Source organism: Sporosarcina aquimarina (genome assembly GCF_033253705.1).
Lineage (GTDB): Bacteria > Bacillota > Bacilli > Bacillales_A > Planococcaceae > Sporosarcina > Sporosarcina aquimarina.
Map to the genome: position 1 here is coordinate 312,549 of NZ_JAUBDH010000002.1, position 24,621 is coordinate 337,169.

A 24,621-nucleotide genomic window follows, 5' to 3' on the forward strand; every position below is an offset into this window, starting at 1 on the left:
AAAGGTTTTTAATTGTTAAATAAACTATTTTGTTCTATTTACAAGATAAAATGTGACAAATCTTTGTCTTTCACGATATCTTGTAGTTTTTCGTCGACATATGCTGCTGTGATTTTAATACTGGTAGGCCCAATCTCAGAAGCCTCAAAAGAAAGCTCTTCGAGGAGACGCTCCACAATCGTATGAAGTCTTCTAGCACCGATATTCTCTGTGTTATCGTTCACTTCAAATGCAATTTCAGCTATTTTATCTATAGATTCATCTGTGAACTCTAACTGGACGTCCTCTGTAGCAAGAAGTTTCTCGTATTGACGAATAAGTGAGAAATCCGGTTCTTTCAAAATACGTACAAAATCATCTTTAGATAATTTGTCCAGTTCCACTCTTAGCGGAAATCTTCCTTGAAGTTCCGGAATGATATCGGAAGGTTTTGCCATGTGAAAGGCACCTGCAGCTATAAACAAAATATAATCTGTTTTAACGGACCCGTATTTCGTAGTGACTGTAGATCCTTCGACAATTGGTAAAATGTCGCGTTGTACGCCTTCACGTGAAACGTCAGCACTTGAAGAGCCGCCATTCTTACTTGCGATTTTGTCCATTTCATCAATGAATATTATCCCGGATTGCTCTGTTAGTTCTATAGCCAACCGTGCAATTTCATCATGGTCTATTAGTTTGTCCGCTTCTTCCGCTTCTAATACACGTCTTGCGTCTTTTACTTTTAGTTTTCGAGTAACCGTCTTTTTAGGCATAAGTGAAGACATCGCATCTTGCATATTCGCACCCATTTGTTCCATTCCCGAACCTTGTAGTGCATCAAACATAGAAGGTTGTTGTGACGCAACTTCGACCGTCACCTGTTGCTCTTCCAATTTCCCTTCCTTAAGTAGTTCAGCAAGCTCGCTGCGTTTCCTGGTGAGCTCCGTAACTTCTTGTTGTTCCTCATCATCACTGTCATCTTTTTGACCGCCAAATAACATTTCAAATGGGTTTTGCATAGTCCCTTTCTTTTTCTTAGAAGGAACTAATAATTCCACAAGCCGTTCTTCTGCTTGTATAGCTGCCTGGTCTTTCACTTTTGCACGCTGTTGTTCTTTAACAATGCGCACGCCCGTTTCCACTAAATCACGCACCATAGATTCAACGTCTCTTCCGACATAGCCTACTTCAGTGAATTTAGTTGCTTCAACTTTTACAAAGGGAGCATCCACAAGTTTAGCGATTCTACGTGCTATTTCAGTTTTACCTACCCCAGTTGGGCCAATCATTAAAATATTTTTCGGGATGATTTCGCTTTTCTCTTCATCTGTCAGCAAGTTTCTTCTATAACGATTTCGAATCGCAACTGCGACCGCCCGTTTTGCTTTATCTTGTCCTACGATATAACGATTTAAAAAAGAAATCATTTCTTTTGGTGTCAGTTGTTGTGAAGTCATTCTCCGAGCACCTCCACGATAATATTATCATTTGTAAATACACAAATCTCAGAAGCAGTCTCTAAAGACGCACGGGCAATCTTTTCTGCAGTCAGTGTATCTCCTGCATATTTAGCTAATGCACGTCCAGCTGCCAAAGCATAGTTTCCGCCTGAGCCAATCGCTAATATACCGTCATCAGGCTCAATAACTTCACCTGTTCCTGAAACAAGTAAGAGACTATCTTTGTTCATGACTAAAAGCATTGCTTCCAGCTTGCGAAGAATCTGGTCGCCTCTCCACTCTTTTGCCAGCTCGACAGAAGCGCGCTGCAAGTTTCCGTTATACTCGGTAAGCTTATCTTCAAAGAGATCGAACAATGTAAAAGCGTCAGCGACAGATCCTGCAAAACCAGCAAGAACATCGCCATTAAACAATCGACGAACTTTCCGTGCAGTATGTTTCATTACTACACTTTCTCCCATAGTTACCTGGCCATCCCCAGACATTGCACAAACACCTTTATGTCGAATGGCAAATATTGTGGTTGCATGAAATTCCATTTAAATATCCTCCTAAGCACGCGGATGCGTATTCATATAGGTTCTTCTTAAATGCTCTTTCGTTGTATGAGTATAGATTTGCGTTGAAGACAAATCACTATGTCCAAGCAATTCTTGTACAGTTCGCATGTCTGCCCCTGCTGATAACAAATGCGTTGCAAAGGTATGACGCAGCATATGCGGATAGATTTTAGATTGAATTGCTGCTCTTTCCACAATTGCATCAAGGACATGTCTCACACCCCGTTCGGTAAGAGGTCCGCCTCGCAAATTGACAAACAACTGATCATGTTTCACATTTTTCATTAATAGTAATCGACTATCTGCCATATAAAGTTCAATAGCCGACTGCGCATAGCTGCCAAACGGGACATAGCGTTCTTTTCTGCCTTTCCCCATAACCCGAACAATTCCCAATTCGTTATCAATGTCACCTAACTTTATAGACGTCAGCTCACTGACTCGAATCCCGGTAGCATATAACAGTTCTAGCAATGCGAGATCCCGAAAATCTCGGGGTTTGGATCCTTGGCATGCAACAAACAGTTTCTCAAGTTCCTCTACATAAAAAAAAGCCGGAAGTCGTTCTTCCTTTTTAGGATGATGCAACAGTCGGAATGACGTGTCATCAATATTATATCGACCATTCATATAATTGAAAAACGATCGAACTGATGAAATCTTTCTGGAGATTGTAGCTCTTGATAACCCTCGGTCATATAATCGGGAAGCAAAAAGCCGTGCTTCTTGATAAGTAATATCCTCTATAGTTGGAATGCCTTCAGCTGCCAAGAATTCAAGAAATTCATCAATATCTTTTTCATATTCCGATACAGTATGAACTGAATAATTTTTCTCCAAACGAACGTACGAAATGTATTCATTGCGTAATTGAAGGACCTTATCATCCATTTTCTGCACCTCCTGAAAAAGAAAAATACCTAATGCTACATCGTAATCGAACGACGAAATTCATGTACATAAACTATTTGAAAATGCGGACTACTCCTTAAATTCAAATTCATCCACGATTTACTATACACGATTCACATACTTTCATTCAACTTTAAGACTCTAAGATGTCTGACCTCTTTAAATCATTTTTGCACATCGTCACTAAAATTTCACAATCGCTTCATAGTTATTTAAAAAAGAAAAAGAAGAAAGGTAATCCCTTCCTTCTTTTCCATGTTTATGAGAACTGCTGTTCTTTCCTAAACAAATCAAGTGCTTCTAATGCACGTGCGGAATGCCTCTCAGCCCGTTCAAGTTTCGAACGGACACGCTCCCCCAAATCCGGGAAAAGACCAAAGTTAACATTCATCGGCTGAAAGTTTTTAGAATCGGCTTCCGTAATATATCTTGCTAAGCTGCCTAGTGCGGTCTCGTTTGGTAAAGTATATAATTCTTCACCTAGAGCCAATCTGGCTGCGTTCATTCCCGCTACCAGTCCAGCTCCTGCAGACTCCACATAACCCTCTACTCCAGTCATTTGGCCGGCGAAGAACAGATTCGGGTTCGCTTTCAACTGGTATGTCGGCTTTAAAACTCTAGGTGAATTGATAAACGTATTACGATGCATGACTCCGTAACGGACGATTTCAACATTCTCAAGACCCGGAATGAGACGCAGCACTTCTTTTTGAGCGCCCCATTTCATGTGGGTTTGGAATCCCACAATATTATAGAGTGTGCCTGCTGCATCATCTTGACGAAGCTGCACCACTGCTTTAGGTCGTTTACCTGTTTTCGGATCTTCTAATCCCACTGGCTTCATAGGTCCGAATAATAGAGTCTTTTCTCCCCGACTAGCTAGTACTTCCACAGGCATACAGCTTTCAAAGTAGATTTCTTTCTCGAATTCTTTTAACTCAGCAACTTCAGCCGCAACTAAAGCATTGTAAAAGACCGAAAATTCTTCTTCGTCCATAGGACAATTGAGATAAGCAGCTTCCCCTTTGTCATAACGCGATTTTAAATATACTTTATCCATATCAATTGAATCTTTCTCAACAATCGGGGCTGCTGCATCGTAGAAGTATAAATAGTCTTCTCCAGTAAGTTTTCGTACTTTTTCAGCTAACGCAGGCGATGTGAGCGGTCCTGTAGCAATCACAGTAATGCCTTCAGGAATTTCGGTCACTTCTTCATTTACAACTTCTACTAGAGGGTGGTTACGCACTTTGTCAGTTACATGAGCCGAAAACTCATGTCTGTCTACAGCAAGAGCACCGCCAGCGGGAACAGAGCATGCATCTGCAGCTGCAATGATTACAGAATCCAGACGCCGCATCTCTTCTTTAATGACCCCTACCGCATTTGTCAGGGAATTCGCACGGAGTGAGTTACTGCACACTAATTCCGCAAATTTGTCAGTATGATGTGCCGGTGTTTGCTGAACCGGTCTCATTTCATATAAACGAACGTTTACACCTCGGTTTGCAATTTGCCACGCTGCTTCACTTCCTGCAAGGCCCGCACCGATAACATTTACTATTGGTGTCACATTGATCCCTTCTTTCAAATACGCTTATTCTTGCGGTTTTTCTTTATAATCACATTCAGTACATTGAGTTTGAAGTCCTTTTTTCAAACGCTTTTCAACCAGTGTGCTTTCACATTTCGGACATGGCCTTGAAATTGGTTTGTCCCATGAAATGTATTCACAGTCTGGATAACGATCGCATCCGTAAAAGATTCGATTCTTCTTGCTTTTCCGTTCAACAACTTCCCCTTCTTTACAAAGCGGGCACGTTACGCCAATCGGCTTAATAATCGCTTTCGTATTACGGCAATCAGGAAAATTAGAACACGCCATGAACTTTCCGTAGCGCCCCATTTTATAAACCATGGGCGAACCACATTTCTCGCAATCTTCACCGGCAGGTTCGTCTTTGATTTCAATTTTCTCCATTTCTTCGTCGGCTACTTTTAAATGCTTTTCGAAGTCTTTATAAAATTCATCAATCACGGCTACCCATTGAATTTCACCTTCTTCAATATGGTCCAAACTCTGCTCCATTTTTGCAGTGAATTCTGCGTTCGTGATATCAGAGAAGTACTGATTGACGGCTGCATTCACGATTTCACCAAGCTCTGTCGGGACAAATCGTTTTGCATCCAGTGTAACGTACCCTCTCTTTTGAATTGTATCCAATGTCGGAGCGTATGTTGACGGTCGACCTATTCCTAATTCTTCTAACGTCTTAACTAACCTTGCCTCGGAATAACGGGGAGGCGGTTGTGTGAAGTGCTGTTTCGGATCAATAGTTGTACAAGTAACAGTTTCCCCTTCAGTTAAAGGCGGGAGAACATTATCTTTCTCCTCTTCCTTGTCATCGTGACTTTCAATATACACTTTCATGAAACCTGGAAACTTCACTTGTGAGCCTGTTGCTCTGAATTGAACATCGTTATTCACTAAGTCCGCGGTCACCGTGTCTAATATGGCAGGTGCCATTTGACTAGCAAGGAATCGAGACCAAATGAGCTTATACAATTTCAATTGATCTTTCGATAAAAACGCTTTCATCGCTTCAGGTGTTCGTAACACTGATGTCGGACGAACTGCCTCGTGCGCATCTTGAGTTTTTGCAGCTGAAGTTTTACTCGCCGCTTTTGTTTTACGCGTGAATTCCTCACCATACATCGTTTCAATATGCGCTTTTGCTTCACCTTGTGCAGTATCGGAAATACGTGTAGAGTCTGTTCTCATATATGTGATTAAACCCACAATGCCTTCTTTACCAATTGTGATTCCCTCATACAATTGCTGAGCAAGCATCATTGTTTTTTTCGCTCGGAAATTCAACTTACGTGCAGCTTCTTGTTGTAAAGACGAAGTGGTAAAAGGTGCAGCAGGATTACGCTTTCGCTCTTTCTTCACTACTTGCTGGACGTTGAAATCGTCACCGTCTAACTTCGCAAGAATTTCATCCACTTGTTTCTTATCCGACAGCTTAACTTTTTTTCCGGCTGTTCCATAGAAAGAAGCTTCGAAGTTGCCTTCTTTTTTACTAAAGCCAGCACCGATTGACCAGTATTCTTCAGGAACGAATCCTTTAATTTCATCTTCCCGATCAATAATAAGCTTTAATGCTACAGATTGAACTCTTCCGGCAGATAAGCCTTTTTTTACTTTTTTCCATAAAATAGGGCTGATGTTATATCCCACAAGACGGTCAAGTATACGGCGGGCTTGTTGAGCATCCACTAAATCAGTGTTGATGGGACGTGGGTGTTTGAAAGAATCTTTAATAGCATCTTTGGTAATCTCGTTGAAAACTACACGACAGTCAGAATGATCATCGACGCCAAGCTGATGCGCAAGGTGCCAGGCAATCGCTTCCCCTTCTCTGTCGGGGTCAGCCGCGAGAAAAATCTTTTTTGCTTTTTTTGCTTCTTTTTTCAATTCTTGCAATATCGGACCTTTACCCCGAATCGTAATATATTTTGGCTCATAGTTATTTTCGACATCTACACCCATTTGACTGCGGGGTAAGTCGCGTAAGTGTCCTAATGAGGCACGCACTTTGTATTTCTTTCCTAAATATCGTTCTATCGTTTTTGCTTTTGCAGGTGATTCCACGATTACTAAGTAATCTGCCATTCTATATGCCCCCCTTAAAGAGGTTCTTTGTATTTATTCATCAAAAAGAATATCTGTTGCAAAATGTATAACAGTTTTCATGGAAATGCAACTATTTCAGTGAAAAGACATTTTTCTCGTCAAGATTCGACAAGTATTTCTACTATTTGAAAGCCGCTCCAAATTGGTCGAGCTCCTTCATCTAATAACCGATTCGGTCCTAAAGATAATTCAGAGTCAATCGGGCCAGGTACTGCAAATACTTCCTTTCCATGATCGAGCGCATGCTCAATTGTACTCATCGTTCCGCTTTTAATGACTGACTCTGTAATTACGAGCGCATCTGATAACCCGCTAATGATTCGATTCCTCATGGGGAATGTCCATTTTGCAGGTGGATGGTACGGTGGAAATTCACTTAATAATAGGTGATCTTCCGCTATGATTGAAGCCAGGTGACTATTCTCTTTCGGATAAATGTGGAAAAAACCAGAGCCGAGCACTGCAATTGTCTTACCGCCATATTCAAGAGCGGCTTGATGAGCCATCGTGTCTGCTCCTTTCGCTAAGCCTGAGACAATTATCATTTCGTGTTCAATGAGTGGCGGGACAATCCTCTTCATAGCTCTTGATGAATAACTGCTCGCCTTGCGTGATCCAATAATTGCAATTTTATTTTCCTCTTTCAGTAATGTATAATCACCTTTCGTATACAATACAGCAGGTGGATCTATTAATTCTTTCAACTGTTCAGGATAGTCTGGGTGGGTGAAAGGAATGGGGATGATTCCTTCTTTCAACAATAAGTCTAACAGAGGAATCGGGGAAAGTTGGGCAAGTTTTTTAGTTAAGTCTTTAGGATATTTACTTGATAAATTCGGAATTTTTTTGGGTGTGTGCTTGGTTATTAACAAATCAGCTAATTTCGGGAAGGGGGCCGGCCAAGCATAATGTAATTTCAATAGCTCGTGGTCAGTCTCTGATAGTTTCATTAAACTCCTCCTACTGGTATTAAAAAAGCAGCGTATTCAATGAATACACTGCTTCTTCTATTCTTAGTGGGTTTTACACTTTTCGTATAGCCCTTTTTCTTTGATTACTTTAATCAATGTTTCACCAATAACTGATGGTGTTTCTGCAACCTCTACACCAGCGTTATTAAGCGCTTTGATCTTTTCGTCAGCTGTACCTTTACCACCTGAAATGATGGCACCAGCGTGGCCCATACGTTTTCCTGGAGGTGCTGTTTGTCCGCCAATGAAGCCAACAACAGGTTTCTTCATGTTCGCTTTAATCCACTCAGCTGCTTCTTCTTCAGCAGTTCCGCCGATTTCACCAATCATGACTACCGCGTAAGTGTCTTCGTCTTCATTGAATTCCTTCAATACGTCGATGAAGTTTGTACCGTTGACTGGGTCTCCACCGATACCAACAGCTGTAGTTTGTCCAATCCCAGCTTCAGAAAGCTGATGAACCGCTTCATACGTTAAAGTACCTGAACGTGAAATTACGCCTACGTGACCTTTTGTATGAATGTATCCTGGCATAATACCAATTTTACATTCGTCTGGAGTAATAACGCCAGGACAGTTCGGTCCAACAAGACGAGTTTTCTTGCCGTCCATATAACGCACTACTTTCACCATGTCCAATACTGGAATGTGCTCAGTAATACAGATTGCCATATCCAGATCAGCGTCTACCGCTTCCATGATTGCGTCTGCTGCAAAAGGAGCTGGTACGTAGATAACGGAAACGTTAGCGCCTGTCTCTTTGACAGCTTCTTCCATAGTGTTGAATACAGGAACACCGTCAACTTCTGTTCCGCCTTTACCTGGCGTTACACCTGCAACGATTTTTGTTCCATATTCAAGCATTTGCTGGGTATGAAATTTTGCAGTCCCGCCAGTAATACCCTGGACGACTACTTTTGTATTTTTATCGATATAAATACTCATCGTTTGTCCCTGCCTTTCTTAGCCTACGATTTCAACAATCTTTTGCGCGCCGTCTGCCATAGAGCCAGCTGCAATGATATTAAGTCCTGATTCGTTCAGCAATGCTTTACCTCTTTCCACGTTTGTTCCTTCTAAGCGAACAACTAGTGGTACTTCAAGGCCGACTTCTTTCGCTGCTGTGATAACACCTTCAGCGATAACGTCACACTTCATAATTCCGCCAAAGATGTTAACGAAAATCCCTTTAACATGCTCATCTGAAAGGATGATTTTGAACGCTTCAGTTACTTTTTCAGCTGTCGCGCCGCCCCCAACGTCAAGGAAGTTTGCGGGTGAACCGCCGTAGTAATTGATCGTATCCATTGTAGCCATAGCAAGTCCAGCACCATTGACCATACAGCCGATGTTGCCATCTAAAGAAATATAGCTCAAGTCGTACTTAGATGCTTCAATTTCTTTTGCATCTTCTTCTTCAAAGTCGCGCAACTCAACGATGTCCTTGTGACGGAACAACGCATTGTCGTCAAAGTTGAATTTTGCATCAAGCGCTAGCACTTGGTCGTCACCTGTTACTACAAGTGGGTTGATTTCAACGATAGACGCGTCTTTTTCAACAAATACTTGATAAAGACCAGTCATGAATTTCGCTGCTTTGTTCACTAGATGTGCAGGAATATTCATGTTGAAAGCCATACGACGCGCTTGGAATCCTGTCAATCCAACAACTGGATCGATGACTTCATGGAAAATCTTTTCAGGAGTCGCTTCTGCAACTTCTTCAATGTCCATTCCGCCTTCTTCAGAACCCATAAGTGTGACACGGTCTGTAGCCCGGTCAACTACTAGACTGATGTAGTATTCTTTTTTGATGTCAGCGCCTTCTTCAATTAGTAAACGCTTAACTTCTTTACCTTCCGGACCTGTTTGGTGAGTCACCAAAGTTTTGCCCAAAAGTTCTTTTGCGTACGCACGTACTTCGTCTAGATTCTTGGCAATTTTTACTCCGCCTGCTTTACCGCGGCCGCCTGCGTGAATTTGCGCTTTTACGACAAATACTTCAGTGCCAAGTTCTTTTGCTGCTTTTACTGCCTCTTCTGGAGAAAATGCTGCAATCCCTTTTGAAGCTGCAACTCCATAATCACGAAGCAGTTGTTTACCTTGATATTCATGGATATTCATCTTATATCCTCCAATCAAACTGATAACTATTCTTTACTGCGTACTCTATTGTAGTAAACTTGTCATACTATGTCCATATTTGTACTCGTTATCTGCGAAATTTCTGTACTATTACAGCTTATAACTGTTTAACTCATGCTTTTTGATCGATCTAATCGATATACATAAGCCAGAACTTCAGACACGGCCTGATAGAGCTGATCTGGTATTGTCTCATTCACTTCGAGCTGTCCCAGTAACTGCACAAGCGACGGATCTTCTTGAATCGGTATATTATGCTCACGTGCCTTTTCAAGTATATTTTCCGCAATCTGCCCTTTGCCTTTAGCTGTGACTTTAGGTGCTTCATTCAGCTCTGGTAAATAGGTTAACGCAACTGCTTCACGTCTTTTGTATGGCTTTTCGTTCATATTCTGTAATCGACTCCTTGCTGTTTCTTATCCGTAGCAAAGTAGGATTGGTTCGTTTTCTGTATTTCTTCTTGAAACGGTTTGAATCTTACGCTGGACAACCGATAGCCCTCTGCACTTAATCCATCTTCCAGTTTCTCCTGAAGGACTTCGCTAAGTAGTTTCAATGTCGAATCATCATTGAAAATAGTAAGTGTAACGACTTTGTTTTGTACTTGCATATCGACGACTGTTTTTTGAAGTGCTTCTAGATCCAAGTAGAACAAAACACGAGCATGATCCGGATCAATTTTTCCATCTTCTTTCATGCGTCCATTCCACTGGATTGTGGCATCCATTTTCCTGCCCTGCAAGCTTAGCGGTACTTGCATAATGATTTGTTGTTGACCACCTGAATCTGTCGACTGCAGCTGTTGCCCATTCAATCTGGAGACAACTGTTTCGGCTGCTTCTCGAAGCGCTGCTCCTGCTATGCCTTCGTGTAATAGTGCGACGAGTTGAGGTTTCAATGAATCTTGGATTTGCGACAATTGCAACTCTTTTGATGCAAGACCCGCCTCATAATGGACACCCAATTTACTTAATACAGCTTGGAGCGCCTGTTTGATGGTACTGCCCGACAATTCTTCATTTACAGCGGTTTCCGCTGCAGCTAAGAACGATTGAATGACAGGTGAATCTGAACGCAATGCCTGCTTCGCAAGTTGTGCTAAGTTCCCTTGTCCGTCTTGAGAGTGCAGCATTGATTGCAGCAGCGGTGATTGTTCAGATTTTACTGTATTCGAACTTGAAGTAGCCGAAAAAGAGGCAGCTGGACTTGAGTTGGATAACAGCTGGCGTGCAGCGTCACTGAATAATACTTCACTGAATTTCGAAAGCAAGACACCTGCTGTTTCATTTGTTTGAGAATGTTTCGTCAAAAAGTTTGTGAGCTGGTTTTTCACATTCGCCGGTAAATCCAATTGTTGAATGTTACGCTGAAGCTGTGTAATCGTCTCTACAGGCATCTTGGTTACGCTCACGGCTGTTTGTTGCAACGTCGCTAACAATTGCTTTACATCCGTATTAGGTTGCCCTTCAGCTTGCAGTGCTTGCGGATTTGCGTGCGTTGTATTGACAGCAGTTTGTGACTGGAAGTCTGTACTCAGCTTCGCTAACACTGCCGATAAATTAGCAAGTGAGGTATGCGCAGGTACCAAACCTGCTGTTTTTAAAAACTGTACCGCTTGGAATCGAAGTTCAGGCGAGACAGTTTTGTCTAAAGCAGTTAACAAAGTCTGCGCTAACAGCCTTTCTCCAGCGGCCTCGAGTAGAGGCTGCTTCACCAGCTGTAAGGTGGTTTGCAGGTCCGACTTTTGTATCGCAGTAATTTTGTTATCTCCTTGTATTGCTTGCTGCAGTGTATCCAAAACTCCTTGAAGCCCCGCTTTTGTTTCAATGCCCATCATTGCTTGAAAAAGCTCACGTGTTATCGGTAACTTAAGGGATGCTAATTTCACAATCGATTGCAGTGCTTCCTGATGTTGTCCGGGTTCTGTTTGCTTCAACAGCCCTTCTCCCGCAAGCAACGATTCCCGAGTAATGGGAATCTGTTGTTTCATAAAAAAATCGACCAGTTTACGCATTTCAGAAGACTTAGTGAGTTGAAGCGTCTCAAGCAAACTTCCCACTTTCACACTCTGACTTTCTCCTTGAGTGTGCGGTCCCGATACCAATTTCAATTGCAGTTCAGGCTCCGTTTCTTTCACTTGAAAATAATAAGAGTCACTTGCTTTTAGGGGTACTTCCAGTTTAGCAGTTAGTTTTTGCGTCCCTATTTGTATCTCTGCCATATTACCAGGATATAATTGTTTAACTTGTCCATAAAACAGCTGACCTTTATTCATTTGCACAGATTGCGAAGAGTGAGTGCTCCCTAAGGCTGACTTCCCAATATTAGACGTTATTTGTGAATTATTCATTGGTGTGTTGCCAATCTCGCAAGAATTGTTTTAACTGGTTCGAATGTCTTTCTATGATGGATACACGGCCCATACTCTTCAATCGCTGTCAAATGTTCCGGGGTCCCGTAGCCTGCATGTTTGTCAAAACGGTACATGGGATACGTTTCATGTAATTCATCCATAAGATTGTCCCGTGTTGTTTTTGCAAGTATCGAAGCAGCTGCAATCGTTAAGCTTTGTGCATCTCCCTTTACTATTGAAACAGCTGGACAGTTTACGTTTAACTTCATGGCGTCTGCCAGGACCTGATTAGGTGAAATTGATAAAGTATTGATGGATTGTTCCATTGACTCGCGTGTCGCGGCATAAATATTCAGTTCATCGATACGTACTGTCGGTTGGATATGAACAGACCATGCAACGGCAATGCGTTTGATAATTTCGGCCAATCGTTCCCTTTCTTTTTTAGATATCTTTTTAGAGTCGTCCAGCCCTATAAGTTCGTCTGTGTCATCCGGCAATATGACTGCGGCCGTTACTACTGGTCCCGCTAAGGGTCCTCTGCCCGCTTCGTCCGTCCCGGCGATTAGAGCCCCCTGAAACGGGGCATATGAATTATCAAATCGCTTCTTGTCTTCATGACTCTTCTTAACTTCAGAACGTTTTTCGTATGCTTTATGCCAGCTTTTCAAGGCTTGTTGAACACCTGCGCGCGTGTCACTTTCCAATTCTTTGATCCATGGTGCTGGTTCAAATGTTTCTTTCAGCTCTGCTTTTAACGCTTGGATCGTCTTCATATGCTCACCTTCCATTCTTTTTCATATGCTTTATCTCTTTTATCGGCAAATTATCTTTGTTTTAGATATGCAAAAAGCCGCAGCCGGTTTTTGTGCCGGCTCCGGCTAGTATCTTATAGTTGTTCGGTCCAATCAAATGTCAGACGACCAAAGTTACCACTTCTAACGTCTTGTATTATCAGCTCTGCAACTTTGTCGTAGTCGATTTCTCCACCAGTTGTATAGGCTTGCCTTCTTGCCCCAACAGCATCAAAAAGGTCTGCTGTATTTTCTTCAGCAGATGAAAACCCATAACGATCTTCTAGCCGTTCTGTATAATGGTCTGAGAGAAAACGCAGTCCATATACAGCTAGATCCTCCATATTGACAATGGTATCTTTAATAGCGCCAGTCAATGCTAATTTTTGTCCTATCTCAGGGTCTTCAAATTTCGGCCATAGAATACCAGGTGTATCGAGTAATTCCAGTTCTTTTTCGTATTTGATCCACTGCTGTGCTTTCGTAACGCCCGGTTTGTTTCCAGTTTTCGCAATGTTTTTATGGGCTAATCGGTTAATGAGTGTGGATTTCCCAACATTAGGAATACCTACAATCATAGCTCGGATTGCACCTGGACGTATTCCCCGTTTTTTCATGCGCTCTATTTTAGGAGCTAATACTTCTTTCGCTGCCTTAGTGACCGCTTGAAGCCCTTTGCCTTCAAAAGAGTTAATCGCGATGGCGCGAATTCCTTGTTCATCAAAATATCGGATCCAGCGTGCGGTTTCATGTTCATCCGCCAAATCCATTTTGTTTAATATCAGCAACCTCGGTTTCTGATGAATGACTTCATCAATCATCGGATTTCGTGATGATAAAGGGAGCCTGGCATCAACTAGCTCAAAAACGATATCAACAAGTTTTAACTGCTCTGTAACTTCTCTTCTGGCTTTCGCCATGTGTCCGGGAAACCATTGAATGGTCATCTGTAATCCCTGCTTTCTTATTCCACTAGTCCGAATTCTTCCATCGGCCAGAAAACAAATTTTGTACTGCCTATAACGTCATCAATATTCACAGCGCCAATGTGTCTGGAATCCTTACTTTTTCTTCGATTGTCCCCCATTACAAATACATATCCTTCAGGGACGGTTTCTCGCTGAATCTTCTCAACCAGAGTGAAATCTTCAGTCAGTGTCCCTTCAGATATTTCTTTTTTATATGTATCCAAATAAGGCTCTTCATAAGACTTGCCATTTATATAAAGAACATCATCTTTGTATTCAACTGTATCGCCCGGAAGTCCAATTACACGTTTAATAAAATCTTTTCCTTCAGGAGCATGAAATACAACGATATCGAAGCGGTCCGGTTCACCGATTGTATAACTGATTTTATTCACAATCATTTTATCCCCATGCTCGAGCGTCGGCATCATAGAAATTCCATCTACGACAATCGGCGTAAAAAGAAACAACCGAATGATAGCAAAGATACCAAATGCAATAAGAAGCGCTTTCACCCATTCTAAGGTTTCATTTTTCTTTTTTGTCTCGTCCATGCCATTGCCTCCTGCAGTCTAATATTACTAGTGTACCTTTTAATCGAGTTGCAGGCAAAAAAGAAAGGAGGCCGTAAAAAAACGGTCTCCTAATCTTACTATTCTTATCGAAGTTCTTTGATACGTGCAGCTTTTCCGCGCAGGTTGCGAAGGTAGTACAATTTCGCACGACGTACTTTACCACGACGAGTCACTTCTAATTTTGCGATTTTTGGTGTGTGTACAGGGAATGTACGCTCCACGCCAACACCGTTGGAGATTTTGCGAACTGTGAATGACTCACTGATTCCGCCTCCACGACGCTTAATAACGACACCTTCAAAAAGCTGAATACGCTCGCGCGTTCCCTCAACGATTTTTACGTGCAAACGCACAGTGTCTCCCGGACGGAATGCCGGTAGATCGCTTTTAAGCTGATCTTTTGTAATATCTGCAATTAGTTGTTGCATAATGTATTCTCTCCTATCCTTAGAGGCTCTTGCAGCGAAGTTGCCACAGCGGAACATCAGTTAAGTATGTGCTTGCATAGAAGCACGTATATCATATTAGCATATACACACGCTGTATGCAACACTCATCGTTTAGATTTCAGTCGTTCTATTATCTTTTTTTGTTCAGGCGACAACGTAAGTTCATCTAACATATCCGGCCTGCGTTCAAGCGTCCTTTTCAGCGACTGCTCCATCCGCCACTTTTCAATTTCACCATGATTTCCTGAAAGCAAAACACTAGGCACAGCATGGCCATCATACGTAGCGGGACGTGTATAGTGTGGATGTTCCAGCAAACCTGTTGAAAAAGAATCCTCCACAGAAGAAGCATGATTACCGAGCACGCCAGGCAACAAGCGGACAACACTGTCCACGATAGCCATTGATGCAATTTCCCCGCCAGTTAATACAAAGTCACCAAGTGAAAGTTCATCTGTAACGAGATGTTCACGAATTCGCTCGTCATAGCCTTCATAGTGTCCGCAGATAAATACCAGGTTCTCTTCTAACGCCAGTTCCTCGGCTTTAGCCTGGGTGAACCGTTCCCCCTGGGGACACATTAAAATAACGCGCGGAGGCTTTTTGGCACCTTCTGTGACGGCTGCAACGGCATTGAATAGGGGTTCTGGCTTTAACACCATTCCCGCACCGCCGCCATACGGATAATCGTCTACTTTATGATGTTTGTTTTCGGAGTACTCTCTGAAATCCGTCACTGTAAATGAAACTGCCTCGTTCTCCTGAGCCTTCTTTAAAATCGAAGTATGGAGCACACCTTCAAACATTTCGGGAAACAACGAGAGGATACTGATATTCATCATGAAAGAAGCCCATCCATAACTTCAATTGTAATTTTCTTATTTTCAATATCGATCTCTTTCACGATATCTTCAATGTATGGAATGTAATGGGGTTTGCCTTTATCAGGTGTAACCGTCCAAACATCATTCGCGCCAGTCTCTAAAATATCTGTGACTGTGCCAATAGAGCCGCCTTCAAGTGATATGACTTCGCAGCCAATAATTTCATGGTAATAAAATTCATTTTCGTCAAGTTCACCAAGTTCTTTTTCAGAGATTTTAAGCATCCCTGTTTTATATTTTTCAACGTGGCTGAGATTGAAGTGGTTTTCAAATGTAAGCAAGTAGAAGTTTTTGTGACGTCTTTGAGTTGCGATTTTAAGTTGAATTGGTTTTGTCTCGTTCGGCATGAACAATGACAGTTCACTTCCTACCGCAAATCGTTCTTCAGGAAAATCGGTGCGTGAGATGACTCTCACTTCCCCTTGAACGCCATGTGTATTGACGAGTTGTCCGACGTTAAACCATTGCATAATCGATTCACTTCCTTAGTTCATTTATAGTAAGTTACTAATCGTTTGTATAGAAAAAGAGAGGAACCGAGGCTCCTCCCTTTACACAGTGTTAGTCAACGATATCCAAGTAAACTCGTTTACCTTGGTGGCTGCCTGCAGCTGATGTAACAATTGTGCGTATCGCACTAGCGACACGCCCTTGCTTTCCTATAATCTTACCCATGTCTTCTGGGTGTACAGAAAGTTTGTAGGCAACCCGTGTTGTTTGCTCATCCTGTTCGACGTGAATCGCTTCGGGATAATCGACCAACGGTTTTACGATTGTATGAATCAGCTGCTCCATGAGCACACCTCCTGATTACTTGCTGTGTTTTGCGTTATGGAATTTCTCCATGATGCCTTGTTCTGAGAACAAGTTACGAACTGTATCAGATGGCTTAGCGCCTTTCTGCATCCAATCCAAAACTTTTGCTTCGTCAATTTTCACTTCAGCCGGCTTTGTAAGCGGGTTGTAAGTTCCAACTGTTTCGATTTGACGGCCATCACGCGGTGAACGTGAATCTGCTACTACGATACGATAGAAAGGTGATTTCTTTGCACCCATACGTTTAAGACGAATTTTAACTGACATAATTGTTGCACCTCCGAATAGTTTCACACAAGATAGTATATTATCAAGCTTTTTGTTGTTTGTAAAGTGTTTTTTCTTAACACCTTGTTTTTTTAGATGAATTACTTAAAAAAAGCATCCATTCCTGGCATTTTCATCTTCTTTTTACCACGCTGCTGTGCACCGGTCATTTGTTTGACCATCTTTTTCATTTCTTCAAATTGCTTCAGTAACCGATTCACTTCCTGGATCGAAGTACCTGATCCTTTGGCAATCCGTTTTTTTCTGCTCGCGTTGATCATCTCTGGGGTTGTGCGTTCTTGGGTAGTCATCGAATAGATCACGGCTTCTACTTTCCCCATCTGACTTTCATCCACTTTGGCATTGTCGAGTCCTTTAATCTTGTTGAAGCCCGGCATCATCTTCAAAATCTCATCAAGGGGTCCCATTTGTTTTACTTGCTGCAGCTGATCGAGAAAATCATCTAACGTGAAACTTTGCGTTCTAAGTTTCTGCTCCAGCTCTTTTGCCTTATCTTCATCCACATTTTCTTGTGCTTTTTCAATGAGGGACATGACATCACCCATACCAAGAATTCGGGATGCCATACGTTCAGGATGGAATGGTTCAAGCGCATCCATTTTTTCACCCATACCCACGTACTTTATCGGCTTTTGTGTAACGGAACGAATTGAAAGCGCAGCACCGCCACGCGTATCGCCATCCAGTTTCGTGAGCACAACCCCTGTGATGCCAATCGCATCATCAAAGTTTTTCGCTACGTTCACAGCATCCTGCCCCGTCATCGAGTCTACTACGAGGAACACTTCATCAGGCGAAGACAGTTCTCGAATGTCCTTCAACTCTTGCATGAGAGTTTCATCAATATGCAAACGTCCCGCTGTGTCGATGATAACAACGTCATTGTGCTCTTCATCCGCTTTTTTAAGTGCCTCACGGACGATTTCCACAGGTGACACATCCGTACCCATTGAAAATACAGGAAGCGTCAACTGCTTTCCTATTGTTTCCAATTGTTGTATTGCCGCGGGCCGGTAAACGTCTGCTGCAACGAGTAAAGGAGATTTGTTATTTTTCTTACGCAGCGAATTTGCAAGTTTTCCAGAAGTTGTTGTTTTACCGGCACCTTGTAATCCAACCATCATTATAACGGTTGGCGCCTTTCGAGCAAACTGGATTGCTGTTTGCTCTTCTCCCATCAACTTTGTAAGTTCGTCTTTAACAATCTTCACGACTTGTTGTCCAGGTGTCAGACTCTTCATGACATCCTGGCCGACAGAACGCTCACTAACTGTTTTAACAAACTCTTTTACGACTTTCAAATTGACGTCCGCCTCAATTAGGGCAAAGCGGACTTCTCTCATCATTTCTTTTACATCTGCTTCACTAATCTTACCCTTGCCTGTGATTTTCTGAAGCGTCCCTTGCAGGCGCTGCGCTAATCCTTCAAAAGCCATGCATAGAACCCCCTTAGTCGTGTTCTTTAATTTGCTGTAATAACATTTGCACGTCATCTGTCAGTGCTTTTTCAGCAGTTAGACGCTGTTCGATTTGTTCAATAATGCCGGTTCGTTCTTGAAATTTATTAAACAACGATAGTTTCGCTTCATAGTCTTCGAGCATCGCTTCAGTTCGGCGGACATTATCATAGACGGCTTGTCGGGACACTTTGTATTCCTCGGCAATTTCGCCTAAAGACAAGTCATCCAAGTAATACAGTTCCATATAAATTCGCTGCTTATCCGTTAATAACGACTGATAAAAGTCAAATAGGAAGTTAATACGTGTTGTTTTCTCTAGCATGCACAATTCCTCCCTAGACCTTCTCTTAATAGTAGCTGTTGGAAAAGAACCCGTCAAGGTATTTTACTTGTCTTCATCCTCTTCGTGTTCCTCATCTGCTTCTAATTCCAATCCATCCGCAAAAAGGCCGTAGACATATTTCTCAGGATCGAATGGCTGTAAATCATCGATTCCTTCACCTAACCCAACAAACTTAACAGGAATGTTCAATTTGTTACGGATTGCAAGAACAATTCCGCCTTTCGCAGTCCCATCTAGCTTTGTTAGAACAATACCGGTTACATCCGTTGCTTCTTTAAAGGTTTCAGCTTGAATCAATGCGTTTTGACCCGTTGTAGCATCAAGTGCAAGAAGTACTTCATGAGGCGCACCTGGAATTTCGCGGCCAATAACCCGGTGAACTTTTTGCAGTTCATTCATCAAGTTCACTTTGTTTTGCAATCGTCCGGCTGTATCACAAATCAGGACATCCACATTGCGTTTTTTTGCAGCATTAACGGCATCAAACATAACAGCAGCGGGATCCGACCCTTCAGACTGCCGAATGACATCCACTCCCGCACGTTCACCCCAAACTACTAGTTGGTCAATGGCGCCGGCACGGAATGTATCGCCTGCAGCAAGCATGACAGTCTTCCCTTCAGCCTTCAAGCGTGATGCCAGTTTACCGATTGTTGTCGTCTTACCAACTCCGTTTACTCCTACCATCAGAAGAACCGTAATACCGTCTTCTTGGATATTCAAGCTATTGTCACTCTCACCTTGAGAATTATAGATTTCAACTAGTTTTTCAGAAATGACAGATTGAATTCCAGCTGTATCTTTAATATTTTTACGCTGAACTTCGACTTTTAATAGGTCAATTAATTCCATCACCGTTTCAAATCCAACATCAGCTTGCAGCAAGACTTCTTCCAATTCCTCGAAAAACTCTTCATCGATTTCGCGGAATCGTGCGACTAAATCATTTACTTTTGAAGTAAAGGAATCCCGTGTTTTAGTCAATCCATCTTTGAATTTGCCAGTAACGGCATCATTCGTACCCGTGATTTTTTCTTTCATTTTCTTAAAAAAAGACATTTTTCTCACATTCCTTTATCAAGTTATGGTGTACTTAACGCAGTTTCGGGAACTTCAGACATTTTAACGGATAGGAGTCGTGACACACCAGATTCCTGCATCGTAATACCATACAAGACATCAGCGCCTTCCATCGTACCTTTCCGGTGTGTGATGACGATGAACTGTGTATCCTCCGAGAACTTTTTCAAATAGCGGCTGTAACGAATGACGTTCGCTTCATCCAACGCAGCTTCCACTTCGTCCAATATACAAAATGGTACTGGGCGTACTTCAATAATTGAAAAGAGCAGCGTTATAGCGGTTAATGCGCGCTCTCCTCCTGACAGCAGGCTTAAGTTTTGCAATTTCTTTCCTGGCGGGCGAGCAATGATATCTACCCCTGTTTCGAGCAGGTTCTCAGGATTCGTTAACACGAGATCCGCTTCTCCTCCGCCAAACATTTCCTTGAACACAGTCCGGAATCGTTGCTGGACAGCTTCAAAAGTAGAACTAAATCTAGTTTTCATTTCCAGATCCATTTCAGACATTGCTTCTTCTAAGGTCGTTTTCGCTTCCAACAAATCGTTTCTTTGGTCTGTTAGGAACGTGTGTCTTTCAAGAACTTCCTTATATTCTTCTACGGCACCAGGATTCACTGGACCTAAAGATTCTATTTCTCGTTTTAACTGTTCCACACGAATGCGTGTTTCGGATGCATTAAAATCTTCAGGCACTTTATAATCAGGATGAAGTCCATAATCCTCAAGCAATCGGATGAGAACAGACTCTAACTTCACTTCATTTCTCGAAAAAGCGACGTTCAAATTGCTAAGTTCTGATGTAATGAATCGAATCTGGTCCGAAGTTTGTTTAAGTGCAGCCTCTTGCTTATCACAAGAAAGCGCCAGCTGTTCCCGTTTAGAACGGTTAGCTACTAATTCCGATCTCACATTTGCAACGATTTGTGTTTCCTCTGAGATTCGTTTTTCAATTTCTTCAGGCGCCAGAACTTCTCCTTCTTCCTGACTTGTCAAAAATTGAAGTTCTTCTTCTGTTTGAGCAAATTTACGCTTTGCATCCTGTAATTCTTGTTCAGCAGCTGTCGCAAGGGAAGAACGATTGGTTACTTGTTCACGTAAGATGGCAGTTTCTTCACGAAGTTCACTATAGCGTTCTCTAAGTGTTTGTTCTTCATTGCGACGATCTGCGGCTAGTCGTTCTAGAGATGCGACTGAAGTTTGAAGTTCTTGTTGCTGAGCTGCCAAACGTTCACTCTGTAAATGGAGTTCTTCCCGTTTAGCAACCAATGCACTCCGCGTATCTTCTGATCCTCTTCTTCCAGCTTCAATCGTTTTCCATTCATTTTCAGCAGTTCGAATTTCAAAAGTTGTTTCTTGAAGATACGAGTCAAGCCGGGTAATTTCAACCTGAAGTTCATCTGTTTTAGTTGAAGATACCGATGCTTTTTGCATCTCTCCGGCAATATTCAATTTGATAGCACTTAACTTTTCCTCGGCGGCAGCTATAGAATGATTCAGCTGATCGAGCTGTCCCGTCAATGTTTCCAATTCTGCTTTACGGGAGAACACGGTCGATTGAACTTTCGAACCACCGCCAGTAAGTGAACCACCCGCATTCACAACATCGCCGTCTAATGTAACGACTCTGAATCGATAACCAGAAAGCTTAGCGATTTCTGACGCTCCATTCAGTGTTTTTGCAATTATAGTAGCTCCCAACAAATTAGCTGCAACATTACGATACGCAGCTTGAACGTTCACAAGCTGTTCACCCGTCCCTATAAAGTCAGGATGCTGCTGGACTTTCGACAACACATCTTTCGAAATATAACGGGCTTTCATGACATCTAGTGGTAAAAATGTCGCTCGTCCTGCATTCTTCTTTTTCAGAAAGCCAATGGCCGCTCTGGCATGCCGCTCAGTTGTTGCGATAATATGCTGCATGGCACCGCCAAGGGCAGTCTCTACAGCTTTCATATGTTTTTTATCAACAGAAATTAATTCCGCTACAGCTCCTTCAATTCCTTGAAGTGTGTCCGCTTGTTTGGCGACAAGTACTTCTTTAACTCCAGAATAAAAGCCAGAGAAATCAGCTTCCATACTTTTTAACGCACGCAGTCTGCCTTGTAGCTCATAGCGCTTATTGACGGCTTGCTGGTGCATGGTCTGAGTCTCTGTTAACTGATTCTCTGTTTTTTTAAGTTGTATCCGATTCATTTCAGCTTGCTGTGCTGCTTCTTTCATGTTTTGCTTTAAGGTTTCAAGTTCAGCAGTCTGCTGTTCCTTTAATTCGGTTAACTTGTCGAGTTTGGATCGAAGAACTTCCGTTTGTCTGCCTGTTTTTTCAGTGGAATACTGCTCACCTGCAAGGCGCTCTCCAATGTGTTTCAACTCATTGCGGACAGTTGCTTCTTCGTTTAGAACTTCAATATACGTTGACTTAAGATTTTCGATTTCTTGTTCAGTTTCAGCAAGTGAGCGTTTCAGTTTTCTTGAAATCGAAGTCATTTCTTCTGTCTTAATAGATAATTGAAGTTCTGTTTCGTGATTATGATCTGTTAGCTCTGCTTTTTTCACTTCTAACTGTTGAAGTTGTTGTTTCAAACTATCCAGATCTTCAGAAAGACGCGTCGAGCGATCATTCACGTTACGTTGTTTTTCCAATGACAGAAGTCGTCGGCCTTCCCATTTTTCCGCTTCTGAACTTGATACGACATGCTGTTCTTGAAGATCTGAAATTTTCTTATCTAAGTTCGCGAGTGTGGCTTTGTCCAGCTGAAGTCTATGTTCGGCGGTACTTGCTTCTTTTTCTAATTCTACTTTCATTACCGTTTTTTCTTCCACACTGTTTTTATTCTCAAGAAGTTCTGATTGGAGGTGGGATGCTTCAACATTAAGAAGACGTACATCTGAATCCCTTAACTCAGCAACCAGCTGTTCATGACGTTCAGCTGCTTTGGCATTCTCAGCGAGCGGCTCCATTCGATCATCCAGTTCTTTTAGGATATCTAAAATGCGGTCTAAGTTATCGTCCGTTTCAATAAGTTTGAATTCCGCTTTCTTCTTGCGCATGCGATACTTCAAAACGCCTGCAGCTTCGTCAAATATGCTACGGCGGTCTTCAGGACGACTGTTCAATATTTCATCGACGCGTCCTTGTGAAATGATAGAAAAGGCTTCTTTACCTAATCCAGAGTCTACAAACACATCGTTAATGTCTTTTAATCGACAGGTTTGACCATTCAGTTGAAACGAGCTTTCCCCTGAACGAAATACACGTCTGCTTACACTGATTTCAGTATAATCGAGCGGAAAAAGTCCCATTGTATTATCCAAAATCAATGTTACTTCCGCAAAGTTTAAAGGCTTTCTGGAGTCACTACCTGCAAAAATAACATCTTGCATCTTCGCTCCGCGTAATGATTTAGCAGATTGTTCACCCAGTACCCATCGAATCGCATCGATTACATTGCTCTTCCCGCTGCCATTTGGTCCCACAACTGCAGTGACACCTGGAACAAATTCTATGGAGACTTTTTCAGCAAATGATTTAAATCCAATAATTTCAAGACGTTTTAAAAACACGTTCAGCTCTCCTCTTTCGTATGCTCATCCAATAACTGCTGGATCGCTTGACGAGCTGCTTCCTGTTCTGCTTCTTTTTTCGACCTTCCGATACCTTCGCCGAGCTTAGTATCTCCGAGCTGTACATAGGTTAGAAACTTTTTCGCATGTGCAGGACCTGATTCTTCTACAATCCGATAGTTCAGTTGTCCATGATTTGTTTGCTGGACAATTTCCTGTAAACGGCTTTTATAATCCATCACATGCGAAAAAGCTCCAAGTCCAATTTTAGGGAATACCGTACGTTCAAGGAAGTCAATGGAAACATCGAATCCCTGGTCGAGATAGAGAGCCCCTATGAATGCTTCAAATACATCCGCTAGCAGCGCTGGACGTGTCCGGCCACCTGTAAGTTCTTCTCCTTTACCTAAAAGAATATAGGCACCGAAATTCAGTTCTATCGAGAATGTAACAAGAGAAGGCTCACAAACAATCGCTGCGCGCAATTTCGTCAATTCTCCTTCACTTTTTGTCGGTTCCGTTGAAAATAAGTATTGGGAAACAGCAAGTTCCAGCACCGCGTCCCCAAGAAACTCCAACCGTTCATTGTCGGAAAACTTCTTTCCTCGGTGTTCATTCACATAAGAGGAGTGAGTAAATGCATTATATAACAAATTCACATTATCAAAGTGGACATCCAGTCTTTCCTGTAATTCATCGAATCTTTTTCGTGCCGCTGCAGGCAGTACCATTTTTGTTGATTTGTCTTTCGGTCTCTTATGAGTGCTCATTCATTAAATCCGCCCTTCTTTACAACTTCTCCTTTATTCTACCCTGTACGGGAGCGTAGTGCAAAATGGAAAAGAGACACTTTCGAACTTCCTAAGGAAAGGACGAAAGAGTCTCCATGCTACACTCATTTAGTTTTTTCTTCGATATATGAGACAGCACTTCCAACTGTACTGATTTTCTCAGCATCATCATCGGAAATTTCCATGTCGAATTCGTCTTCTAATTCCATAACTAATTCAACGACATCCAAAGAGTCTGCGCCAAGATCATCACGGAAAGAAGCTTCTGGTTTCACTTCACTCTCATCGACACCTAAACGGTCGACAACTACTTTAGTAACACGCTCTAAAACTGTAGCCACTGCATTCACCTCCTTTCGCTGAATAAAACCAACCTCAAAGTATTCTAGCACTCTACCGTTGATTTCCGTTGCAGGCGGACGCTTTCCGAGGGGCTTGGTTTCAGCCTCCTCGTTTCGCTTCGCTCCCTGCGGGGTCTTCAACCTGCGCTTATCCCTCCGGAGTCGCCGCCTTCCACTGCAATCAAC

24 protein-coding genes are annotated in these 24,621 nt (G+C 42.3%); all 24 read right to left on the reverse strand.

The features are described from left to right. Positions 1-38 precede the first annotated feature (38 nt). Entirely contained in the window at positions 39-1,439 is a 1,401-nt protein-coding gene (gene hslU / locus QT716_RS04185) for an ATP-dependent protease ATPase subunit HslU (protein WP_317934675.1), read from the reverse strand. Continuing rightward, positions 1,436-1,981, reverse strand: coding sequence for an ATP-dependent protease subunit HslV (hslV, locus tag QT716_RS04190; RefSeq protein ID WP_317934677.1), 546 nt, complete (start codon positions 1,979-1,981; stop codon positions 1,436-1,438). Before hslV ends, hslU begins: the two co-directional genes overlap by 4 nt. Before the next feature lie 12 nt (positions 1,982-1,993). Next, positions 1,994-2,893, reverse strand: coding sequence for a tyrosine recombinase XerC (xerC, locus tag QT716_RS04195; RefSeq protein WP_317934679.1), 900 nt, complete (start codon positions 2,891-2,893; stop codon positions 1,994-1,996). Positions 2,894-3,173: 280 nt separating this feature from the next. Continuing rightward, entirely contained in the window at positions 3,174-4,487 is a 1,314-nt protein-coding gene (gene trmFO / locus QT716_RS04200) for an FADH(2)-oxidizing methylenetetrahydrofolate--tRNA-(uracil(54)-C(5))-methyltransferase TrmFO (RefSeq protein WP_317934680.1), read from the reverse strand. A 24-nt stretch (positions 4,488-4,511) separates the two neighbouring features. Beyond that, positions 4,512-6,590 carry a type I DNA topoisomerase gene (topA, locus tag QT716_RS04205; protein ID WP_317934682.1) on the reverse strand — a complete coding sequence of 693 codons (2,079 nt, stop codon included), beginning with the start codon at positions 6,588-6,590 and terminating at the stop codon, positions 4,512-4,514. Positions 6,591-6,709: 119 nt separating this feature from the next. Beyond that, positions 6,710-7,561: a DNA-processing protein DprA gene (gene dprA / locus QT716_RS04210; RefSeq protein WP_317934683.1), complete on the reverse strand. Its 852-nt coding sequence runs from the start codon at positions 7,559-7,561 to the stop codon at positions 6,710-6,712. Between the two features lie 63 nt (positions 7,562-7,624). Further along, positions 7,625-8,527: a succinate--CoA ligase subunit alpha gene (gene sucD, locus QT716_RS04215; RefSeq protein ID WP_317934684.1), complete on the reverse strand. Its 903-nt coding sequence runs from the start codon at positions 8,525-8,527 to the stop codon at positions 7,625-7,627. Positions 8,528-8,545: 18 nt separating this feature from the next. Then, complete coding sequence (gene sucC / locus QT716_RS04220) at positions 8,546-9,706, reverse strand: ADP-forming succinate--CoA ligase subunit beta (protein WP_317934686.1); 1,161 nt, start codon at positions 9,704-9,706, stop codon at positions 8,546-8,548. 128 nt (positions 9,707-9,834) lie between these two features. After that, entirely contained in the window at positions 9,835-10,116 is a 282-nt protein-coding gene (locus QT716_RS04225) for an EscU/YscU/HrcU family type III secretion system export apparatus switch protein (protein WP_317934688.1), read from the reverse strand. Beyond that, complete coding sequence (locus QT716_RS04230; RefSeq protein WP_317934689.1) at positions 10,113-12,002, reverse strand: hypothetical protein; 1,890 nt, start codon at positions 12,000-12,002, stop codon at positions 10,113-10,115. The genes QT716_RS04225 and QT716_RS04230 overlap by 4 nt, the downstream gene beginning before the upstream one ends. Positions 12,003-12,073: 71 nt before the next feature. Next, on the reverse strand, positions 12,074-12,856 hold the full coding sequence (locus QT716_RS04235) for a ribonuclease HII (protein ID WP_317934692.1): 783 nt from the start codon (positions 12,854-12,856) through the stop codon (positions 12,074-12,076). A gap of 113 nt (positions 12,857-12,969) precedes the next feature. After that, on the reverse strand, positions 12,970-13,821 hold the full coding sequence (gene ylqF / locus QT716_RS04240) for a ribosome biogenesis GTPase YlqF (protein WP_317934694.1): 852 nt from the start codon (positions 13,819-13,821) through the stop codon (positions 12,970-12,972). A gap of 17 nt (positions 13,822-13,838) precedes the next feature. Further along, the gene (lepB, locus tag QT716_RS04245) at positions 13,839-14,396 is read right to left on the reverse strand and encodes a signal peptidase I (RefSeq protein ID WP_317934695.1); all 558 of its coding nucleotides are present in this window, start codon (positions 14,394-14,396) and stop codon (positions 13,839-13,841) included. 104 nt (positions 14,397-14,500) lie between these two features. After that, on the reverse strand, positions 14,501-14,845 hold the full coding sequence (gene rplS / locus QT716_RS04250) for a 50S ribosomal protein L19 (RefSeq protein WP_025785070.1): 345 nt from the start codon (positions 14,843-14,845) through the stop codon (positions 14,501-14,503). A gap of 125 nt (positions 14,846-14,970) precedes the next feature. Next, the gene (gene trmD, locus QT716_RS04255; RefSeq protein WP_317934951.1) at positions 14,971-15,705 is read right to left on the reverse strand and encodes a tRNA (guanosine(37)-N1)-methyltransferase TrmD; all 735 of its coding nucleotides are present in this window, start codon (positions 15,703-15,705) and stop codon (positions 14,971-14,973) included. Then, complete coding sequence (gene rimM, locus QT716_RS04260) at positions 15,705-16,220, reverse strand: ribosome maturation factor RimM (RefSeq protein WP_317934696.1); 516 nt, start codon at positions 16,218-16,220, stop codon at positions 15,705-15,707. Before rimM ends, trmD begins: the two co-directional genes overlap by 1 nt. Before the next feature lie 91 nt (positions 16,221-16,311). Then, positions 16,312-16,545 carry a KH domain-containing protein gene (locus tag QT716_RS04265; RefSeq protein WP_317934697.1) on the reverse strand — a complete coding sequence of 78 codons (234 nt, stop codon included), beginning with the start codon at positions 16,543-16,545 and terminating at the stop codon, positions 16,312-16,314. A gap of 15 nt (positions 16,546-16,560) precedes the next feature. After that, the gene (rpsP, locus tag QT716_RS04270) at positions 16,561-16,833 is read right to left on the reverse strand and encodes a 30S ribosomal protein S16 (RefSeq protein WP_317934698.1); all 273 of its coding nucleotides are present in this window, start codon (positions 16,831-16,833) and stop codon (positions 16,561-16,563) included. Positions 16,834-16,934: 101 nt separating this feature from the next. Then, entirely contained in the window at positions 16,935-18,290 is a 1,356-nt protein-coding gene (gene ffh, locus QT716_RS04275) for a signal recognition particle protein (RefSeq protein ID WP_317934700.1), read from the reverse strand. A gap of 13 nt (positions 18,291-18,303) precedes the next feature. After that, positions 18,304-18,636: a putative DNA-binding protein gene (locus QT716_RS04280; protein ID WP_317934702.1), complete on the reverse strand. Its 333-nt coding sequence runs from the start codon at positions 18,634-18,636 to the stop codon at positions 18,304-18,306. 63 nt (positions 18,637-18,699) lie between these two features. Then, positions 18,700-19,716, reverse strand: coding sequence for a signal recognition particle-docking protein FtsY (ftsY, locus tag QT716_RS04285; protein ID WP_317934703.1), 1,017 nt, complete (start codon positions 19,714-19,716; stop codon positions 18,700-18,702). A 23-nt stretch (positions 19,717-19,739) separates the two neighbouring features. Then, complete coding sequence (smc, locus tag QT716_RS04290; protein WP_317934704.1) at positions 19,740-23,303, reverse strand: chromosome segregation protein SMC; 3,564 nt, start codon at positions 23,301-23,303, stop codon at positions 19,740-19,742. Positions 23,304-23,305: 2 nt separating this feature from the next. After that, positions 23,306-24,073 carry a ribonuclease III gene (gene rnc / locus QT716_RS04295; protein ID WP_317934705.1) on the reverse strand — a complete coding sequence of 256 codons (768 nt, stop codon included), beginning with the start codon at positions 24,071-24,073 and terminating at the stop codon, positions 23,306-23,308. A 125-nt stretch (positions 24,074-24,198) separates the two neighbouring features. Beyond that, positions 24,199-24,435 carry an acyl carrier protein gene (locus QT716_RS04300; RefSeq protein ID WP_317934706.1) on the reverse strand — a complete coding sequence of 79 codons (237 nt, stop codon included), beginning with the start codon at positions 24,433-24,435 and terminating at the stop codon, positions 24,199-24,201. Between the last annotated feature and the right edge of the window lie 186 nt (positions 24,436-24,621).

Bases quoted from the DNA above. Each gene is read 5' to 3' on its own strand.
- sucD (WP_317934684.1), bottom strand. From the start codon at position 8,527: ATGAGTATTTATATCGATAAAAATACAAAAGTAGTCGTCCAGGGTATT.
- sucC (WP_317934686.1), bottom strand. From the start codon at position 9,706: ATGAATATCCATGAATATCAAGGTAAACAACTGCTTCGTGATTATGGA.
- ftsY (WP_317934703.1), bottom strand. From the start codon at position 19,716: ATGTCTTTTTTTAAGAAAATGAAAGAAAAAATCACGGGTACGAATGAT.
- topA (WP_317934682.1), bottom strand. From the start codon at position 6,590: ATGGCAGATTACTTAGTAATCGTGGAATCACCTGCAAAAGCAAAAACG.
- rimM (WP_317934696.1), bottom strand. From the start codon at position 16,220: ATGCAATGGTTTAACGTCGGACAACTCGTCAATACACATGGCGTTCAA.
- QT716_RS04280 (WP_317934702.1), bottom strand. From the start codon at position 18,636: ATGCTAGAGAAAACAACACGTATTAACTTCCTATTTGACTTTTATCAG.
- QT716_RS04235 (WP_317934692.1), bottom strand. From the start codon at position 12,856: ATGAAGACGATCCAAGCGTTAAAAGCAGAGCTGAAAGAAACATTTGAA.
- xerC (WP_317934679.1), bottom strand. From the start codon at position 2,893: ATGGATGATAAGGTCCTTCAATTACGCAATGAATACATTTCGTACGTT.
- rnc (WP_317934705.1), bottom strand. From the start codon at position 24,073: ATGAGCACTCATAAGAGACCGAAAGACAAATCAACAAAAATGGTACTG.
- QT716_RS04230 (WP_317934689.1), bottom strand. From the start codon at position 12,002: ATGAATAAAGGTCAGCTGTTTTATGGACAAGTTAAACAATTATATCCT.
- trmD (WP_317934951.1), bottom strand. From the start codon at position 15,705: ATGAATATCAGTATCCTCTCGTTGTTTCCCGAAATGTTTGAAGGTGTG.
- hslV (WP_317934677.1), bottom strand. From the start codon at position 1,981: ATGGAATTTCATGCAACCACAATATTTGCCATTCGACATAAAGGTGTT.
- QT716_RS04265 (WP_317934697.1), bottom strand. From the start codon at position 16,545: ATGGAGCAGCTGATTCATACAATCGTAAAACCGTTGGTCGATTATCCC.
- ffh (WP_317934700.1), bottom strand. From the start codon at position 18,290: ATGGCTTTTGAAGGATTAGCGCAGCGCCTGCAAGGGACGCTTCAGAAA.
- lepB (WP_317934695.1), bottom strand. From the start codon at position 14,396: ATGGACGAGACAAAAAAGAAAAATGAAACCTTAGAATGGGTGAAAGCG.
- dprA (WP_317934683.1), bottom strand. From the start codon at position 7,561: ATGAAACTATCAGAGACTGACCACGAGCTATTGAAATTACATTATGCT.
- hslU (WP_317934675.1), bottom strand. From the start codon at position 1,439: ATGACTTCACAACAACTGACACCAAAAGAAATGATTTCTTTTTTAAAT.
- QT716_RS04225 (WP_317934688.1), bottom strand. From the start codon at position 10,116: ATGAACGAAAAGCCATACAAAAGACGTGAAGCAGTTGCGTTAACCTAT.
- ylqF (WP_317934694.1), bottom strand. From the start codon at position 13,821: ATGACCATTCAATGGTTTCCCGGACACATGGCGAAAGCCAGAAGAGAA.
- rplS (WP_025785070.1), bottom strand. From the start codon at position 14,845: ATGCAACAACTAATTGCAGATATTACAAAAGATCAGCTTAAAAGCGAT.
- rpsP (WP_317934698.1), bottom strand. From the start codon at position 16,833: ATGTCAGTTAAAATTCGTCTTAAACGTATGGGTGCAAAGAAATCACCT.